Annotated in this window: 18 protein-coding genes and 1 tRNA gene; 8 read left to right on the forward strand and 11 right to left on the reverse strand. The window is 60.7% G+C overall.

All coding sequences use genetic code 11. From position 1 onward, the window contains the following. Nucleotides 1–10: 10 nt before the first annotated feature. Genes J3P96_RS17255 through J3P96_RS17265 form a run of 3 tightly spaced genes read right to left on the reverse strand, consistent with a single transcriptional unit; the run spans nt 11 to nt 2,416 of the window. Nucleotides 11–682 carry an amino acid ABC transporter permease gene (locus tag J3P96_RS17255; RefSeq protein ID WP_434652568.1) on the reverse strand — a complete coding sequence of 224 codons (672 nt, stop codon included), beginning with the start codon at nt 680–682 and terminating at the stop codon, nt 11–13. Then, entirely contained in the window at nt 679–1,515 is an 837-nt protein-coding gene (locus tag J3P96_RS17260) for an amino acid ABC transporter ATP-binding protein (protein ID WP_434652570.1), read from the reverse strand. The genes J3P96_RS17255 and J3P96_RS17260 overlap by 4 nt, the downstream gene beginning before the upstream one ends. Nucleotides 1,516–1,570: 55 nt before the next feature. Next, entirely contained in the window at nt 1,571–2,416 is an 846-nt protein-coding gene (locus tag J3P96_RS17265) for a substrate-binding periplasmic protein (RefSeq protein ID WP_434652572.1), read from the reverse strand. Between the two features lie 255 nt (nt 2,417–2,671). Here J3P96_RS17265 and J3P96_RS17270 point away from each other — a divergent pair, with 255 nt between their 5' ends. Next, a complete protein-coding gene (locus tag J3P96_RS17270) occupies nt 2,672–2,896 on the forward strand; it encodes a hypothetical protein (RefSeq protein ID WP_434652574.1) in 225 nt (74 codons plus the stop codon). Nucleotides 2,897–3,200: 304 nt separating this feature from the next. Here the strand turns inward: J3P96_RS17270 and J3P96_RS17275 are convergent, their stop codons facing one another. The 7 genes from J3P96_RS17275 to J3P96_RS17305 all read right to left on the reverse strand — a co-directional run bounded on the left by J3P96_RS17275 (nt 3,201) and on the right by J3P96_RS17305 (nt 9,784). Continuing rightward, nucleotides 3,201–5,042 (reverse strand): tyrosine-type recombinase/integrase, encoded by a 1,842-nt coding sequence (locus J3P96_RS17275; protein WP_434652576.1) that lies wholly within the window; start codon nt 5,040–5,042, stop codon nt 3,201–3,203. A gap of 222 nt (nt 5,043–5,264) precedes the next feature. Continuing rightward, a tRNA-Gly gene (locus J3P96_RS17280) sits at nt 5,265–5,340 on the reverse strand. Nucleotides 5,341–5,403: 63 nt separating this feature from the next. Continuing rightward, nucleotides 5,404–5,964: a CDP-diacylglycerol--glycerol-3-phosphate 3-phosphatidyltransferase gene (pgsA, locus tag J3P96_RS17285; RefSeq protein ID WP_030141409.1), complete on the reverse strand. Its 561-nt coding sequence runs from the start codon at nt 5,962–5,964 to the stop codon at nt 5,404–5,406. Between the two features lie 32 nt (nt 5,965–5,996). Beyond that, nucleotides 5,997–7,820 carry an excinuclease ABC subunit UvrC gene (gene uvrC, locus J3P96_RS17290; protein ID WP_434568865.1) on the reverse strand — a complete coding sequence of 608 codons (1,824 nt, stop codon included), beginning with the start codon at nt 7,818–7,820 and terminating at the stop codon, nt 5,997–5,999. A gap of 2 nt (nt 7,821–7,822) precedes the next feature. Beyond that, a complete protein-coding gene (gene gacA / locus J3P96_RS17295) occupies nt 7,823–8,464 on the reverse strand; it encodes a response regulator transcription factor GacA (RefSeq protein ID WP_003200277.1) in 642 nt (213 codons plus the stop codon). A gap of 127 nt (nt 8,465–8,591) precedes the next feature. Further along, nucleotides 8,592–9,026: a GNAT family N-acetyltransferase gene (locus J3P96_RS17300; protein ID WP_434652579.1), complete on the reverse strand. Its 435-nt coding sequence runs from the start codon at nt 9,024–9,026 to the stop codon at nt 8,592–8,594. 11 nt (nt 9,027–9,037) lie between these two features. Continuing rightward, nucleotides 9,038–9,784: a carbon-nitrogen hydrolase family protein gene (locus J3P96_RS17305; RefSeq protein ID WP_434652581.1), complete on the reverse strand. Its 747-nt coding sequence runs from the start codon at nt 9,782–9,784 to the stop codon at nt 9,038–9,040. Nucleotides 9,785–9,939: 155 nt separating this feature from the next. On the opposite strand from J3P96_RS17305, the gene J3P96_RS17310 reads away from it, so the two are divergent. Both J3P96_RS17310 and J3P96_RS17315 read left to right on the forward strand, forming a co-directional pair. Further along, nucleotides 9,940–10,068: a hypothetical protein gene (locus J3P96_RS17310; RefSeq protein WP_434652583.1), complete on the forward strand. Its 129-nt coding sequence runs from the start codon at nt 9,940–9,942 to the stop codon at nt 10,066–10,068. 330 nt (nt 10,069–10,398) lie between these two features. Continuing rightward, a complete protein-coding gene (locus tag J3P96_RS17315) occupies nt 10,399–11,469 on the forward strand; it encodes a 3-deoxy-7-phosphoheptulonate synthase (protein ID WP_434652585.1) in 1,071 nt (356 codons plus the stop codon). 37 nt (nt 11,470–11,506) lie between these two features. Here J3P96_RS17315 and J3P96_RS17320 read toward each other — a convergent pair whose 3' ends face one another. Then, nucleotides 11,507–12,574 (reverse strand): hypothetical protein, encoded by a 1,068-nt coding sequence (locus tag J3P96_RS17320; protein WP_434652587.1) that lies wholly within the window; start codon nt 12,572–12,574, stop codon nt 11,507–11,509. A gap of 317 nt (nt 12,575–12,891) precedes the next feature. Between J3P96_RS17320 and J3P96_RS17325 the strand changes: the two genes are divergently transcribed. The 5 genes from J3P96_RS17325 (at nt 12,892) to J3P96_RS17345 (ending at nt 18,213) form a co-directional block, all read left to right on the forward strand. Then, nucleotides 12,892–13,773, forward strand: a complete 882-nt coding sequence (locus J3P96_RS17325) for an esterase/lipase family protein (RefSeq protein WP_434568871.1) — start codon at nt 12,892–12,894, stop codon at nt 13,771–13,773. Nucleotides 13,774–13,854: 81 nt separating this feature from the next. Next, nucleotides 13,855–14,136: a peptidylprolyl isomerase gene (locus J3P96_RS17330; protein ID WP_007912303.1), complete on the forward strand. Its 282-nt coding sequence runs from the start codon at nt 13,855–13,857 to the stop codon at nt 14,134–14,136. Nucleotides 14,137–14,264: 128 nt separating this feature from the next. Further along, the gene (locus tag J3P96_RS17335) at nt 14,265–16,133 is read left to right on the forward strand and encodes an extracellular solute-binding protein (protein ID WP_434652588.1); all 1,869 of its coding nucleotides are present in this window, start codon (nt 14,265–14,267) and stop codon (nt 16,131–16,133) included. Continuing rightward, entirely contained in the window at nt 16,133–17,191 is a 1,059-nt protein-coding gene (locus J3P96_RS17340) for a microcin C ABC transporter permease YejB (protein ID WP_434568873.1), read from the forward strand. The genes J3P96_RS17335 and J3P96_RS17340 overlap by 1 nt, the downstream gene beginning before the upstream one ends. Beyond that, complete coding sequence (locus tag J3P96_RS17345; RefSeq protein WP_434652589.1) at nt 17,191–18,213, forward strand: ABC transporter permease; 1,023 nt, start codon at nt 17,191–17,193, stop codon at nt 18,211–18,213. The genes J3P96_RS17340 and J3P96_RS17345 overlap by 1 nt, the downstream gene beginning before the upstream one ends. Nucleotides 18,214–18,223 lie beyond the last annotated feature (10 nt).

Below are 18,223 nucleotides of genomic sequence, written 5' to 3' on the forward strand. Positions count from 1 at the left end.
GACAATCTCCTCAGCGCGCGAGCGCGGCGTCCTGACGGCGTTCGAGCCACTGCACGCACTGAGCGATGGGCAGGGACAGTGCGAAGTAGATCAAGGCAATCAGCGAGTAGGTTTCCAGCGGACGGTACGCCTCGGTGGCGATGCTCTTGCCCACATACATCAGGTCGGCGACAGCGACGATGGCGACCAGCGCACTCTGCTGAAGGATGGAAATGCCATTGGTCATCAACACCGGCAAGGCCGTGCGCAGCGCCTGGGGCAGAATCACGTAAAGCGTGCGTTGCCACGGTCGCAGCCCCAGCGCAACACAGGCATCCTGGTGCTCCCTGGGCACTGCCTGCACGCCGGCGCGATATGCCTCGGCATTGAACGCGGTGAGGTTCAGGCCAAGGGCAAGCACGCCCATCGTGATGGGATCGATAAACACGTTGAACAGCATCGGCACGCAGTAGAAAAACCACACGATCTGCAGCAGCGCCGGGGTACAACGAAAGAACTCGATGAACAACTGCGCCGGCCAGCGGATGAAAAACCAGCGGCTGAGCGTCAGCAGGCACAGCCCAAACCCGAGCACCAGGCCGACCACGTTGGAGATCAAGGCAAGCTGCAAGGTGACCTTCAGGCCGTCCCACAGCGCGCCCCAATTGCCGGTCAGAAAGTGAAAATCGAATTCATAATTCATGATGGCGAGCCTCGACCCAGGTGCAGGACTTTTTCCAGGAACTCGCGGGTCCGCGGCTCCCTGGGGGTGGTGAAGATCTGCTCCGGCGGCCCCTGCTCGACCACTTTGCCTTCGGCGCAGAACACCACGCGCGAGGCGATGCTGCGGGCAAAGTGCATGTCGTGGGTGACGATGATCATGGCCATTTTTTCTTCGGCCAATTGCATCATCACGCCCTGCACTTCCGTGACCATCTCCGGGTCGAGGGCCGAGGTCACTTCATCGAACAGCATCAGCTTGGGCTCCAGCATCAGGGCCCGAGCAATCGCCACGCGCTGCTTCTGCCCGCCCGAAAGCTGACTGGGGTAGACGTTGAGCTTGCTTTCCAGGCCCAGCCGCGCGAGGAACACCCGTGCCTTTTCGGTGGCCTGGGCCTTGGACAGGCCATGGACTTTCATCGGTGCCAGAATCAAGTTGCCCAGTACCGACAGGTGCGGAAACAAGGTGTAGTGCTGGAATACCATGCCTACCAGGGCCTGCAACTTCGCCTCCAGCGGCTTGCCGGCGCCGCGCCCCGAACCGTTGATATAAGGCTTGCCCTGAAACGTGATGGTGCCACCCTGGATGCTTTCCAGCCCCATCATCACCCGCAACAGAGAACTCTTGCCGCTGCCACTCGGGCCGATGATTACCAGGCGATCGTCTGCACGCATGTCGAGGTTCAGGTGATCCATCACCACCAAGCCTTCGCCGTAGGATTTGTACACGTCACGCAGCTGGATAAAGTCGCCCTTGACCGAATCGAGGCTGAGTGAATCCTGTGGCTGGGCAGCCACCAAGTAAGGCGCAGTCATAGAGCTGTCTCCAGGAGAACGCTATGTCACAGCCGTTCTCGGGATCGTCAAAACATCACTGAGGGGTTTTATCGCCAGCGTTGGCGAGCGCGGAAGCCTTATCCACCAGGGCGGATATCTCACCGTTTTCTCGACGTTGCGTGAGATAGATGTTCAGCACTTGCAGGTCCGACGGCGAGGCATTGCGCGGCAAGCCGAAGGCGACGCCCTGTTTGGCCAGGGCCGGCACGGGCAGGATTTCCTTGGTCCAGTCGGGATTGGCGATAGCGAAGAGGTGGTTGGTGTCATTGGCATCGACCAGCACATCTGCGCGCTTGGACATGACCGCCAGACGGGTTTCATCCATGCCAGGAAGGCGCATGATCGTGGCGTTCTTGACCACGCCGGAAATGGCTTTGTCGGCGGCGGTGCCCGACATCACGGCAATCGATACCCCGGGCTTGTCATAGTCGCTGAGGGTGTTGCCGGAGTTGGCAAACTTGGGGTTGTCTTTGTTGGTCAACAGGGAGATCTGGTAGTCGGTAGCCGGCACCGAAAAGGTCACCGCCATGGCGCGCTCCGGCGTCTGGTTGAGCGCCATCGCCAGGTCCCACTTGCCGCCTTGCAGGCCTGCCACCAGATTGTCCCAGTTGGTGTCGACGAACTCGACCTTGACCTTCAGCACCTTCTCCCCGAAGTCCCGGCACAGGTCGACAAAGTAGCCGCTGTACTGGCCCGAGCGCGCATCGCGCATCACATATGGCGCCGCCACGGCCGCCCCACAACGCAGGACTCCAGCCTTCTGGATACCCTGCCAAAGCGTTGGATCGGCGGCATGCGCCGGGACCTGGGCCAGTAACGCGCCTAGCACAGCGACACCTGCAAGCATCTTGCGAAGGGGGGAAGAATGGAGCCGTTTCATGTTGACCTCACCGATATTTAGTTTTTTTGGCAGAAAGGTACAAGCGTTGGAGCTGCATACGCCGTCATGTATGCAGCGCTGTATGCAGATTAGATCTGCACGATTTGATGTGTCAACCGCGTGGATGATTTTTTATTTCCCTGCGAACGAGCAAAACCTAGTGGTGAGCGAGCCGGTGTGGTTGGCCCAGGTCGGGCATATCAGAGCTGACCCGAACGCCTGAAGGGGCCGAAAACCATCAATGAGGTGGCCGCGGTGCCGCTGATCCTCACCGAAGCGCGGCGCTTGACCAACCCGACTCGCTGGCTGCTGGCGCAACTGGCGGCCAAAGGTGGTGAAGTGTGGGACCCGATCATTGAGGTCGAAAACCCGATCACAGACAGCGAGCTGGCTGCGCGTGGCTTAGGGGATCTGATCGCGAACCGCCCTAGCCTGAGCCCTCTGGGTCCAGGAACAGTCGTATTCCCGATGATGGTCTGACGCGACGCCCGACCTCCCTCGCTTCGTGTCTAACCCCTTTTTGGCGACGGACCACACGCGGCGGTTCCGGAAGGATGACTGCTTGTGCATCGGCGGGGATTGGGGGCAACACTGGGGCAAGACCAAATATTTTTGGCCTGAAGCCACTGTGCTAGAGTCGAGTCTAAATGTTTTCGGACACTTTGATCTTCAGCGGACCATCGACCTTCGCGCACGCGCCCCACCGGCCCCCCGAATGAAGATGGGGGTTCACCGAAAGCAGTAAATTCAGCGGCAGCCCCGCCATTTCCTCAAAGATGGAGCGTTATCTCGGCCCCAGCGCCCCGCAGACAATCTGCACGGTTAATTCGAAATTATCCGTAGTGAGCCCATCGATTGGCGAACGCCCCTTCAGTTGCTCATGAGGCTCATAGACCGTCCGATAAAGCCTCCACGCATCGACATCTGGAAACCGCGCCAATGCAGCAAGTACCAACTTATGCCGCAGTGGATCAAGCTGCCAGTCAGGAATGCGCTGACCGCGATTCCCCAGGCTCAGCGATAGCAGGCGCCGAGCCTTGATATCGCGGTTGATCTGATCTCGGGATTTGCCTGCCAGTTTGGCGAAGACAAGCAGCGGCAAATTACTCGAAGCTTCATAGGTGACTAGCATCTCGGCACGTTCGCGCTGGATGTCAGACACGTGAGATTGATGCGGTTTTTCAGTCGGCACCGAAAGAGGTAAGACAGGCGACTGATGCGACACGACAAGAGCCGGCTCGTCATTAACCGAAGCCTTGGGCACCGAGACCGTTGTCACTGGAAAGTTTCCGTTGAACTGAATGGAATTTGCGCTCGCGCTTTCCAGTGACGGTAGCGAAGCGGCCCCCTCCAATCGAATGGTAAGCGGAGAGCTCGCCGCTTTCAGCTGGCCCTGCCCCCAAAGATCCAGACGGTTCGCCCAGTCCTGCATCATCGTCCGGCGCTGCTCGACGTACTCCGCGTGGTTGTAGGCTGCACTGACTTTATCCGGGTCAGCATGCGAAAGCTGAGCATCCACCCAAACCTTCGGATACCCGATCTCATTCAGCGCCGTCGAGATCGTCGCCCTCATCCCATGACCGGTGAGTTGATCGGCATACCCCATCCGACGCAACGCGCCATTCAGCGTGTTCTCACTGATACGTTTGCTCAGGTCGCTTCGATGCGCAAACAAGTAGCGCTGCGCGGGGACAACCTGGTTCAGCAAGTGACGCACAATCTCCAGCGCCTGAACCGATAGCGGGACAATGTAGGGCGGTACATTTTGAATCTGCTTACCTGGCTTCCGCATTGCTAGTTGAAGTTGTTTCACCACTTCCGCCGGTATGACCCACAAACGCTTCTCCAAGTCGAACTGGTCGGGTGTCGCCAACCGCAACTCGCCCGTGCGGACACCGGTCAGCAGCAACAACCGGAGGCCAAGCCGAGTTTGGTTGGCGCCACCGTAGTTTCGAAGGGCAGCCATCAATGCCGGGAGCTCGTCCATACGAAGAAATGGATTATGCGTAACCGGAGGTTTGGGGAGTGCAACCACATCAAGGTCTGAAGCTGGGTTGTGTTCCAGCCCCTCGATCTTCACCAGCGCATAGCGGAACAATTGGTTGAACCAAGTCCGGCATTTTTCGGCGGTCGTTAAGGCCTTGCGCTGTTCGATCCTGCTCAGTAAATCCAGCAGATCGTGACGATTGATATCGTAGATGGACCGCCCACCCAGTAGGGGCAGGACGTCTTTACTGAAGATCCTCAAGATCTGCGAGAGCGTGCTCTGGCGCCCTTCCTTCAGGCTTAGCCTGCGGAACTCCACCCACTGATTGAACACGGCCTCGAAGGTGTGCTCCTTCGCAGCATGAACAGCAAGTCGCTGTTGTTTACGATGCTCATAGGGGTTGATGCCCTGGGCAACCAAGGCGCGCGCATCGTCACGTCGTGTACGTGCTTCTTTGAGGGAGATTTGTGGGTAACAACCCAAGGACATGCGCTTCTGCTTGCCAGCCCAGTAATAACGGAAGAGCCAGACTTTTCCGCCTCTGGCCGTCACATTGAGTGTGAGACCATCGCTGTCGCCGAGGGTGTAGTCATTACCGGTGATTCGGGCATGCCGAACTGTCATTTCTGAGAGTGCCATCGCGAGCTCCTGAACAGAGTCAGGGCCAGATGCTCATCTCGCTACACAATCTGCTCCAGCATCAAACCGATTCGGTACGCGTCAGGATTCTGGACTCAATCCTGGACTTAAACGCACCGGATAGTGCTGGATTTCAGTGGTTCCCGCTGGAACGAAAAAAGGGCCTAAAGGCCCTTATTTCAATCACTTACAGAATTCAGTGGAACTCTGTAGCGCAATATTTGGAGCGGGAAACGAGACTCGAACTCGCGACCCCGACCTTGGCAAGGTCGTGCTCTACCAACTGAGCTATTCCCGCGTCTTGGTGTGGCGCATTCTATAGATTCATAACACGCCGTCAACCCTTTGATTCAAAAAAGTTTTATTTCGGATCAACGTCAGTCCGCAGGTGCGGCCAGGCGGCGCGCAGGTATTGGACCATCGACCACAATGTCAGGCCTGCGGACACCAGCAGCAATGCGTAACCCAACAGCACCCAGAAGCTGAAGTCCGAGGGGTTCGCCAGCAGGATAACCAACGCCAGCATCTGGGCGGCGGTTTTCCATTTGCCCAGGTTCGATACCGCAACCTGGGCACGGGCGCCCAGTTCGGCCATCCATTCGCGGAGGGCCGATACGACTATTTCGCGTCCGATGATCACCGCTGCCGGCAAGGTCAGCCAGAGGTTGCCGTGTTCCTGCACCAGCAGCACCAGCGCCACCGCGACCATCAGCTTGTCGGCCACCGGGTCGAGGAACGCGCCGAATGGCGTGCTCTGCTCCAGGCGGCGGGCCAGGTAGCCGTCGAGCCAGTCTGTTGCGGCGGCGAAGGCGAAGACCGAGGCGGAGGCCACGTAGCTCCAGTGGTACGGCAAATAGAACAGCAATATGAAGATCGGGATGAGCAGGACGCGTAGAACGGTAATCAGGTTTGGAATATTCATCGGCACAACTGGCTACGAGGTTGACGGGCATTCTACTCGCTATGCAGGTTCGCATAAATCGACTCTGCGAGCTTTTTACTGATACCGGGTGCTTTGGCTATCTCTTCGATGCTGGCACGAGACAGCTCCTGCAAGCCACCAAAATGTTTCAACAGGTCGCGCCGTCGCGTCGGCCCCACCCCCGCCACGCCTTCCAGCGTAGACGTACGGCGGGTCTTGCCACGCCGGGCGCGGTGGCCGGTGATCGCGAAACGGTGGGCTTCGTCGCGGATCTGCTGGATCAGGTGCAGCGCCGGCGAGTCTCCCTTCAGGGTGAATTCGTGGGCCGCGTCGTTCAGGTAAAGGGTCTCGAAACCGGCCTTGCGCGTGGCGCCCTTGGCAACCCCCAGCAGAATCAGATCCGGGACCGACAATTCATTGAGCACGTCGCGGGCCATGGACAACTGGCCCTTGCCACCGTCCACCAGCAGGATGTCCGGCAACTTGCCCTCGCCGTCCTTCAGCTTGCCGAAGCGCCGCATCAGCGCCTGGTGCATCGCCGCATAATCATCGCCCGGCGTAACGCCCTCGATGTTGTAGCGTCGGTAATCGGACTTGATTGGCCCCTCCGGACCGAACACCACGCAAGAGGCTACCGTCGCCTCGCCGCTGGAGTGACTGATGTCGTAGCATTCCAGTCGCTGCGGTGGTTCATCCAGGTTGAGGACATCGGCAAGGGCTTCGAATCGCGCCGCCACATGCTGGCGGTTGGCCAAGCGCGCGCCTAGCGCCTGTTCGGCGTTGGTCACGGCCAGTTGCTGCCAGCGCGCCCGAGTGCCGCGCACACGGTGACTGATGGTCAGTTCGCGACCGCGGAGCTTGTCGATGGCCTCGATCAGGGTCGGGAAGTCTTCATGCACCACGTTGACAATCAACTCGCTGGGCAAATCGCGCTCCGGGCTGCTGACGTAGTACTGGCCGAGAAAAGCCGCCATGACTTCGGCCACGTCTTCCTCGATACCGACCTGGGGGAAGAAATTCTTGCTGCCCAAAACGCGACCGCCGCGCACGCTGATCAGGTGGACGCAGGCGCCGCCGGGGTTGATGAACGCCGCAACGACATCGACATCGCCGCTGCCGCCTTCCATGCTCTGCTGGTCCTGCACACGGCGCAGCAGCCCGATCTGGTCGCGCAGCTCCGCGGCGCGTTCGAATTCGAGGTTGATCGATGCCTCTTCCATCGCTGCTGACAACTCGTCGGTCAGCGCATTGCTGCGCCCCTCCAGGAACATCACCGAGTGACGTACGTCTTCAGCGTAGATCTCGGGCTCGACAAGCCCGACGCACGGGGCCTTGCAGCGCTTGATCTGGTATTGCAGGCACGGCCGGGTGCGGTTCTTGTAGTAGCTGTCCTCGCACTGGCGAACGAAGAAGGTTTTCTGTAGCAGGCTCAGGCTTTCACGAATCGCCCCAGCGCTGGGGTAAGGACCGAAATACCGCCCCTTGGCCTTCTTGGCCCCGCGATGAATGCTCAGGCGCGGAAACGCTCCGTCCGACAGGAACACGTACGGGTAGGACTTATCGTCGCGCAGCAGGATGTTATAGGGCGGGCGCCATTCCTTGATCAGCGTCTGCTCAAGCAGCAGTGCTTCCGTTTCGTTGGACGTGATGGTCGTTTCGATCTGCGCGATGCGCCCCACCAGGGCCGCAGTCTTCGGCGCGAGGCCGGTCTTGCGGAAATAACTGGCCAGGCGCTTCTTGAGATTCTTGGCCTTGCCGACATAAAGCAGGCGCGCGTCGCTGTCGAACATGCGGTACACGCCAGGGCGACCGCTGCAGGTGGACAGAAAAGCGCTGGGATCAAACTGTTCGGTCATTTTCAGGCGCTGGCATCGACCATGCCGTGGCGCACCGCCAGCAGCGTCAACTCGACATCACTGCTGATCGAAAGCTTTTCGAAGATACGGTAACGGTAGGTATTGACGGTCTTGGGTGACAGGCAAAGCTTGTCGGAGATGATCTGGACCTTCTGGCAGCCGACGATCATCAGCGCGATCTGGATTTCCCGCTCGGACAACGCATCGAAGGGCGAGTCGTTGGTCGGCTGGAAAGACTTGATCGCCAGCTGCTGGGCGATCTGCGGGCTGATGTAGCGCTGGCCGGCAAACACCAGGCGAATGGCCTGGACCATCTCGTTCAAGCCGGCGCCCTTGGTCAGGTAACCCGCCGCGCCCGCTTGCAGCAACCGGGTCGGAAACGGGTCTTCTTCACAGACGGTCACCGCGACAACCTTGATGTCCGGATGGCTGCGCAGCAGTTTACGCGTGGCTTCGAGGCCGCCGATGCCCGGCATCTTGACGTCCATCAACACCACATCGGGTTTCAACTCCCGCGCCTTGATCAGGGATTCTTCCCCGGACTCGGCCTGGCCAACCACTTGCAGGCCATCGATGTCAGCCAGCATCCGTGTAATGCCCGTACGGACGAGATCATGGTCGTCGACCACTAACACCCTAATCAAGCAGACACCTCACGATTTGGTCTTGTATGGGTTGCCTCACACCTTAGCAAAAAGCATTCGGCAGACCTAGCGCAAAGGGGCAGATAAAAGTTACAACACATCTTCATGAAATCCGACATCCGCAGCCTCAAGCGGCAACGTCCCGCTGCATTCTCAGGAAACATTCATCCTCGCCGACGACCCGCAGCCCCATGCGTTCGTAGAGCTGCCTGGCCGGATTATCCTTGAACACGGTCAGGCGCAACGCGGGGCGACGCTCCAGCGCCACCATCCCCAAGGCCTGTCCGATCGCCCAGGTTCCGGCCCCCTGCCCATGAAACGCCTTGTCAATCTGCAACTCCCGGATATACAGCGCACGGGCGTCGCGGCTGAGGCTGACGAAACCCAGCGCCTGGTCACCCCGATGGATGATCCAGTTCTGGCGAATCACCCAGGCCAGGTCAAACGCTTCGTCCTGCCACAGCAAATCATGACGCAGATAATAGGGAAGCATATTGCTGCACGTCAGCTGTCGGGCGAATTCGATATCATCGACCTCAGCCGGGCGCCATTCGAACATCATTTTAGACCTCGTCAAAGCGGCACCACCTGCCCTACCCAGCCGCTGCCCTGGGGATGAGCCATGACCAGAAGCTCGCCGACGCCTGGCGCCGCGGCAATCAGCGAACCATCGGCCGCCCAGATCGCGCTGCGACCGGCCGACTCCCACCCTCCGGTAGCGCCAGCGTAATTGGCCATCAGCACCATCATGGCGTGTTGCCGGGCGTAACCTTGCAGCAACGTCGTGTCCGCTACATAGCCTCCCTCGGTTATCAACACGCCGGCTGCATACAGCGTAGCGCCCTGCTCCGCGGCTGCCGCCGCATGGCTGGCCTGGGAAAAATCGGCGCACACCGCCAACGCCACGCGATCCGCGCCCATCGCCAGGATCGAACCGCCGTGACCGGGCGCGAAAGCGATTTCTTCCCCCGCGTGCAGATGCTGTTTGCTGTAGACCCCAAGGGAGCCATCCGCACCGAGCACCAATGCGCCGATCAGCACCGGGGCGTCGGCCGCGAGGCGAATCGGCATGCCGACCACCGCCGTCAGGCCGAGCTCCCGCGCCAGGTCGCGCAGCGGCTGCAACACAACATCCTCCGGCAAGATAGCCAGTTCCGCGGCCAGCCCTCGCTCGTACCCGGTGAGCGACAGTTCTGGAAACACCAGCAACCCCACATTCCGATCGGCGGCGGCCTCCATGAAGCGCTGATGATGGATAAGGTTGCCGGCAATGTCCCCCGGAATGGAAATCGATTGGGCGGCAGCGAAGGCTCGGCTCATGGTGCGTCCTTGACGGAGGGGACAAAGCGCTGAGTTTGTCACAAAGCCCGCCGGACTCAAGCGGCGTGGACGGTGTCATCAATCCGATAGGATTTTCTTATTGAACCGGCGCGCCTCGCTCTAGTAAGCTGCGGATCATTCATCGGAGACAGACCATGTTCAACGTCCTTGCACAGCTTCACACCGCCAGCGCCCTGCGCTCGGTTGCGGCTGCCCGGGTGAACACCGTCCAGACTCCGGTCAGCTTTTATTTTGGGTATTGGTTTAGCCACTGGCGCGCCTGATACCCAACCGGCGCCCATTTCAAACGGGTCGCCTACCAGAGTTTTCCAAACCCCCGGTCGGCCTCCCGACCGGGGGTTTTGTTTTTCAGGCCCAGACAATTGCAGCACCAGACAACTTGAGGATCGAACCATGAACTACGCCACTTATTACCGTTACGACAGTTTTACCGCCTGGCGATTTACCAGCCACCGCTCGGGACAGCCTGCCGCCTCCGATCGGTCACCTACCGGTGGCATGCCTTCATTGCCGGCCATCACGGCCAATTGTCGAACACCCCAATAGGGCCGGCGCGCGGGAACGAACCCGCTGCTCGCCCAGGAAGCCAGATCATGAATTCGTCCGTTTCTGCTTTGCCACTGTCCACCCTCACGCCTGCCAATGAAGCGCTGACCCTGCGTCTGCCAAGCGCTCTGCAGCTCAAACAGCAATTGCCGCTCGCCACTGCGCTGAGCCAACAGGTCGAAACCCATCGCCAAGCGGTGCGTGCGATCCTCGACGGCGAGGACTCCCGCCTGCTGGTCGTCGTTGGCCCCTGCTCGATCCACGATCCTGAGTCCGCGCTTGAATACGCTGCCAACCTGGCGCGCCTCGCCCGCGAAGTGAGCGACAGCATGCTGCTGGTCATGCGCGCCTATGTCGAGAAGCCCCGCACCACCATCGGTTGGAAAGGCCTGGCCTACGACCCCGATCTGGACGGCAGTGACGACATGGCTGCCGGCTTGAACCTGTCCCGGAAGCTGATGCATGAGATGCTGCGACTCGGCCTGCCGATCGCCACTGAATTGCTGCAACCCATGGCCGCTGGCTACTTCGACGACCTGCTCAGCTGGGTCGCCATCGGTGCCCGGACCACCGAATCGCAGATTCACCGGGAAATGGCCAGCGGCCTCGGCATGCCGGTCGGTTTCAAGAATGGTACGGACGGCGGGGTCGGCATCGCCTGCGACGCCATGCGCTCCGCCGCCCACCCTCACCGGCATTTCGGCGTCGACAGCCAGGGACACCCGGCGATCATCCAGACCCAGGGCAACCCCGACACTCACCTGGTGCTGCGCGGCGGCCATCGCGGGCCGAATTATGATCGCCAGAGCGTGGCGCAGATACACGACGACCTCACCCGCCTCAAAATTCCGGCCCGGATCATGGTCGATTGCAGCCATGCCAACAGCGGCAAGGACCCGTTGCGCCAGCCGCAGGTGTTCAATGACGTATTGGAACAGCGTCTGCAAGGAAACCGCGCCCTCATTGGCATGATGCTGGAAAGCCATCTGTCTGAGGGTTGCCAACCATTGGGGCCGACGATGCGCTACGGCGTGTCGGTGACCGATGGATGCCTTGGCTGGGAGGCCACCGAGCAGCTGCTGCGCCAGGCCGATCACTCGTTGCGATTGCAGGCCTGACGCACCCGACAGGCCCTCCGTGAAGGGAGGGCCTCGCTCAACCAGGCGCCCGGGTACGCACCTCGATAGTGATTTCCACAGACCGCTGGCTGACATCGTCCAGTCGTTCCACCTGATAAAACAGTTGCACCGACCTGTTTCGCTGCTCCTGCCAATAGGCGGCCGGCACCTCGAAGACAAGCGGTTGGCCGACCATCGCCTCGGTGATTTCCCGCTCCTGCACATGGGTATAGGTCCCGTTGCATTGCAGGCCGACCCATTCGCCCGCCGCCAGTCCGGTGCCATCGATGACCACCGTCACCGGGCCTTGCAGCGTTTCGATATCGAGCCCTCCTTCGTTCAGCGCCGCGACCTGGGGCGCCTTCAGCGCAGGGCGCACCAAGGGGCCGATATGCATCGACAAAGACTCGGCCTGGCGTGCCGAGCGTCCATGCCTGACAACATAGCCCAGGCTCAACCGGTGGCCGACATACGGCGCCAGGTGCGAATAATCGATCCAGAATGACACCTCACGCCCCAACGCATGCTCCTCGATGTGCAGCACGTCATGCCAAAGCGCCTTGGAATCCTGGCTGACACTCAAGGCCAGCCGATCACCGACCGCCATCCTCGCATAAGGCCGGACGGTCACCCGCGCTCCTTCCGGCACCCGGGCGGGATCGAGGCTGCCACCCACCGCATCATTGGCAATCGGTGGCAACAGCAGCTCGGGCCTGTCGCCGACTTCAAGTTGCAGGGCTTGCGACCTCAGCACGCCGGGGATCCACTTTCCGGCTACCTGGTAGGAGATCTCCAGCGAACCTCCGTCGAGCTCGGCGATATGCGGTTCACGAACGACAAAAACCACGTCCCGTCCGACCTGCCGCTCGGTGATAAACCTGCTGGTTTCATGCCGGTAGGGGTCGCCTTCGTTATTGAGCCCATGCCAACGCAGCCGCACTTCATCACCACTCGTCATCGTCGGATACGGCTTGATCTTGATCACGGCCTTGTTCCAGGCCGGATCCACCACGCCTCCCTTGGCCTCAGCCAGGGAAGGCGCTGGCAGTCTTGCGCAGCACGGGTCGCTACTGTCCTGCGGCGATGGGTAAGTCTTCGTTTTCACGTTCCAGTCCTTTGGAAAAGGCGCCATGCACATCACGGCGCCGCTGAAGTCATTTGAACCCGCCCGCGGCAAATGCGCAGTCAGACAAGTCGACCATGATCGGTGGGCTGTTGCGCCGAGCGTTGTAGCTGCCAGCCGCGACGACTATCGGAAGTGTCCCGGACCTTCGGCATCGTCCGCCTACCAAATGAATCTTCCTGCTTTTTCTATTCCAGTTTCCCTGGCTTACCGCGGTTTGGTCCTACACCGCTCGCTTGTCGCCTGCATTAGAGTGGTGCCGGCAAATCCAGGTGAACCTCTTCGAAAAAGGTACGAACATGCAACGGAATGCAAACACTCACTTTCCTATCCTGCTGGTCCATGGGTTGTTCGGATTCGACAGGATCGGCGCCTTCGGGCTCTTTCAGAACGTCAAACAGGCTTTGCGCACCGCCGGCGCGCGGGTCTTCATCCCGTATCTGTCGGCTACCCATTGCAATGAAGCCCGTGGTGAACAACTGCTGACGCAGATCGACCGGGTCCTGGAAGGAACCGGCTCCACCCGGGTCAACCTGATCGGGCATGGCCAAGGTGCGCTGGCGGCACGTTATGCAGGGGCAACCGCCCCCGAACGAGTCGCCTCGGTCACGTCGGTCAGCGGCCCCAACCAGGGCTCGGAACTGGCCGACTTCCTGCGCAAGGCCCTGACCCCCGGGCGATTGCCGGAGCATGTGGCGAACCGGGTCGCAACACTCTTCGCCGACTTCATCTCGGCACTCAGCGGCCAGGCTCGGCTTCCACAGAACGCCATCGCGGCGCTGGCGGCACTGACGACTGAAGGCGTGGGCGCGTTCAACGACCGATACCCCCAGGGCCTGCCCCGAAACTGGGGCGGCAACGGGCCGCAGCTGGTCAACGGCGTTCGCTACTACTCCTGGAGCGGCACGCTGCAAGACACCCCTGGCGAAGCCTGCGGTGCGGCAGGTCCGCTGCATGATTTCTGCCGGGCCTTTTCCGAATACTTCATTACCGAAGCCGGACAGAACGATGGCATCGTCGGGCGCTTCAGTTCCCATCTGGGCAAGGTCATTCGCTCCGATTACCCACTGGACCACTTGCACGCCATCAACCACGCGAACGCCAGTGGGCACCGCAAGGGAACCGACCCGCTAGCGCTCTATATAAGGCACGCCGAGCGTTTGCGAATCGTCGGACTCTGATCGACACGTCGCATTTTTGACAACAAAGCCCTACTGATTCCGGTAGGCTGGACGTTTTGAAAACACTGAAGGAGATTTCCCATGGCCAAAGCCACTGCCCGCCACATCCTGGTATCCAGCGAAGACAAGTGCAACGAACTCAAGGCCCAGATCGAAGGCGGCGCTGATTTTGCCGAAGTCGCCAAGGCAAACTCCACTTGCCCGTCCAGCCGTCAAGGCGGTGACCTGGGCTCGTTCGGTCCAGGCCAGATGGTCAAGGAGTTCGACACCGTGGTGTTCAGCGCCCCGATCAATGTGGTCCAGGGCCCGGTCAAGACCCAGTTTGGCTATCACCTGCTGGAAGTCACCAGCCGCCAGGACTGATCCCGGTTTATCGACAGACGGCCCGCCCTTTGGTGGGCCGTCATGTTTGCGTGATGCGAGGGGCTGGCGATGAGCGCGCCGCTCGCGTACAAATCATGGTCATCGATCACCCGGCTCTAAGGCTGACAATGCGACTGGCGTTTCCCTCCTGGCTACTCACTGCCGTGGTCCTGCTGACAGGCGCCGCAGGTGTGAGCGCCGCCCCCCAACATGCCCTGACTGTTTATGGCGAGCCGGCCAGATACGCCGAAGGCTTCGGCCACTTTGCCTACGCCAATCCCCAGGCCCCCAAGGGCGGCACGATGCGCCGCTCGGCCATCGAGATCGGTCATTTCGACCATATCCTGCCCTATATAGACAAAGGCATCGGTGTCAGCCAGGTCGACGGCATGCTCTATTCGCCGCTGGCCCAGCGTTCGCTGGACGAGCCCTACACCGTCTATGGCCTGGTGGCCGAGAAAATGGAGCGTGCCGAGGATGGTCTGTCGCTGCGCTTCTACCTGAACGCCAAAGCCCGCTTCGCCGACGGCAAACCCATTACCGCCGAGGACGTGCGCTACAGCTTCGAGCTGCTGATGACCCAGGGCAGCCTGCGCTACCGCACACAGTTCGCCGCGGTCAAAGGCGTCGTGGTGGAGTCGCCTCGCAGCGTTCGTTTTGATTTCAAGAACAACGAAAACCGCACGCTACCATTGGATGTTGCCACCCTGCCGGTGTTTCCCGAGCATTGGTGGAAAACCCGCGACTTCGCCAATGGCGGCGGCTACGAAGCCCCGCTGGGCAGTGGTCCGTACCGGGTGAGCAAAGTCGACTCGGGTCGCAGCATCACTTTCGAACGCAATGCAGACTGGTGGGGCAAGGATCTGCCGGTCAGTCGCGGTTTGTATAATTTCGACCATTTCAGCATTGAATATTTCGGCGACACCGATGTGGCCCGACAGGTCCTGCGTGGCGGCGCCTACGACTACAACCGCGAGTTTTCCGCGACCGGTTTTGCCATCGGCTACGACAGCCCGGCCCTGCGCGACGGCCGCCTGCAAAAGGCCCACCTCGCCACAGACGCGCCGCAGCCGGCACAGGGCTTCGTGTTCAACCTGCAACGCCCGCAGTTCCAGGACCGCCGCGTACGCCAGGCGCTGGCCATGCTCTGGGATTTCGAATGGAGCAATCGCCAGATGATGCGCAATGCCTATGTGCGTCAGCAGAGTTTCTTTTCCAACACCGACCTCGCCGCCCGGCAACTCCCCGATGCGGCGGAACTGGCGATCCTCGAACCGTTGCGCGGCAAAGTCCCGGATGAGGTGTTCACGCACGTATTCGAGGCGCCGAAAACCGACGGCAGCGGCGTGATCCGTGACAAACAGCTGCAAGCCCTGGCGCTGCTCGAACAGGCCGGCTGGAAGCCCCACGGCGACCGGTTGGTGAATGCCGAAGGCGAGCCCCTGGGCTTCACGTTCCTGAATACCCAGAACGGTATCGACCGTCTGTTGCTGCCCTACAAGCGGACCCTGGCCCAGATCGGCATCGACATGAGCATCCGGCGCATCGACTCGTCCCAGTACGTCAACCGCCTGATGAGTCGCGACTACGACATGATCATCACCGGTTACCCCGTGAGCACCTCGCCCGGCATGGAACTCTACAATTATTTCGGCTCGGCGGCCGCCAATGATCCGGGCGCAAACAACTACATGGCCCTGCAGAACCCAGCCGTGAATGCCCTCATCGACGGCCTGGTCAAGGCCACCACCCAAAGCGACATGCTCCGCCATGCCCACGCCCTGGACCGGGTACTGCAATGGAATTACTACTGGATCCCCAACTATTACCCACCCGGCAGCTCGACCGTGTGGTGGAATCGCTTCGGCATGCCGAAGGTCCAGGCCAGCAATGACGAAGCCATCGAAAGCTGGTGGGAAGTCAGCACCACGCCGTTGACCAACGAACAGATGACCGCCGAACGCATCAAGCGCAGCGCACCCGGAGGACATCACTGATGTGGGCTTATATTGCACGGCGCCTGCTGCTTATCATCCCGACGCTGGTGATCATTTTGCTGGTGAACTTCGTGATCGTGCAGGCCGCACCGGGCGGGCCGGTCGAACAGGCCATCGCCCACCTGCAGGGTATCGGCGGCGCCAGCGTCGGCAGTTCGGGCAATGCCATGGCCGGCAGCTCGCGCGCCAGCCGTGGCCTGGACCCGCAACTGATCAAGGACATCGAGAAACAGTACGGTTTCGACAAGCCCGCCCACGAACGCCTGTGGCTGATGCTCACCAGCTATGCCCGCCTGGATTTCGGCAAGAGCTTTTTCCGCGGCGCCACGGTCACCGACCTGATCCTGGAAAAGATGCCGGTGACCATTTCCCTCGGGCTCTGGGCGACGCTGATCACTTACCTGGTGTCGATTCCGCTGGGCATTCGCAAGGCCGTGCACCACGGTTCGGCATTCGACGTGTGGAGCAGCACCGCGATTATCATCGGCTATGCGATGCCGGCGTTCCTGTTCGCCATGTTCCTGATTGTCATGTTCGCCGGCGGCACCTCCCTCAACTGGTTCCCCGTGCGCGGACTGGTGTCGGACAACTTCGAATCACTATCGACGCTGGGCAAGATCGCCGATTACTTCTGGCATCTGGTGCTGCCCGTCACGTCGCTGGTCATCGGCGGCTTTGCCACCCTGACGATCCTGACCAAAAATTCGTTTCTCAACGAAATCACCCGTCAATACGTGGTGACGGCCCGGGCCAAAGGCATGAGCGAACGGCGCGTGTTGTACGGCCACGTGTTTCGCAACGCGATGCTGCTGGTGGTCTCGGGCATTCCCCAGGCATTCATCAGCGTGTTCTTCGCCGGCTCGTTGCTGATCGAGGTCATTTTCTCCCTCGATGGCCTGGGGCGCATGAGTTATGAAGCCGCCGTGTCCCGAGACTATCCGGTGGTGTTCGGCTCGCTGTTCATCTTCACCCTGTTCGGCCTGCTGATAAAGCTCATCGGTGACCTCTGCTACACCCTGGTGGACCCGCGTATCGACTTCGCCGCGAGGAACGCCTGATGTTCAAGTTCTCGCCCTTGGGCCGGCGGCGTTTCGAGCGCTTCATGAAAAACCGTCGTGGCTGGTGGTCGCTGTGGCTGTTCATCGGCCTGTTCGCCCTGACCCTGGGCGGTGAACTGATCGCCAACGACAAGCCATGGGTGGTGAGCTATCAGGGCTCGCTGTACTTCCCGGTTTTCAAGCGCTACACCGAGCAGGAATTTGGCGGTCAGTTGCCGTTCCAGGCCGACTATCGCAGCAACTATGTACAGAACCTGATTCACCAGGATGGCGGCTGGCTGCTCTTCCCGCCCATTCCTTTCAGCGACGACACGCCCAACTACGACCTCAACCAGCCGGCGCCAAGCCCGCCGTCGACGGTCAACTGGCTGGGCACCGATGATCAGGCCCGTGATGTGCTGGCGCGGGTGATCTTCGGCGCACGGGTGTCGATCCTGTTCGCCCTGGCCCTGACCGCCATCAGCGCGCTGATCGGAATTACCGCCGGCGCCTTGCAGGGTTATTACGGCGGCTGGGTGGATCTGCTCGGGCAACGGTTGCTGGAAGTCTGGTCCGGGTTGCCGGTGCTCTATCTGCTGATCATCCTGTCCGGTTTCGTGGAACCGAATTTCTGGTGGCTGCTGGGGATCATGGCGCTGTTCTCCTGGCTGGCGCTGGTGGATGTGGTGCGCGCCGAGTTCTTGCGCGGGCGCAACCTGGAGTACGTGAAAGCGGCACGGGCCTTGGGCCTGACCGACCGTAAGGTGATCGTGCGACACATCCTGCCCAACGCCATGAACGCGACCTTGAGTTACCTGCCGTTCATCCTCACCGGCGCGATATCCACCCTGACGGCCCTGGACTTTCTCGGCTTCGGCATGCCGGCCGGCAGCGCGTCCCTGGGTGAGTTGATCGCCCAAGGCAAACAGAACCTGCAAGCGCCGTGGCTGGGATTGACGGCGTTCTTCACCCTGGCACTGATTCTGTCGCTGCTGGTGTTCATTGGCGAGGCGTTGCGCGACGCCTTTGATCCCCGGTCTTGAAGCGGAGCTT

Origin of the sequence: Pseudomonas sp. R3-56 (assembly GCF_051132075.1) — a bacterium.
Taxonomy (GTDB): Bacteria; Pseudomonadota; Gammaproteobacteria; order Pseudomonadales; family Pseudomonadaceae; genus Aquipseudomonas.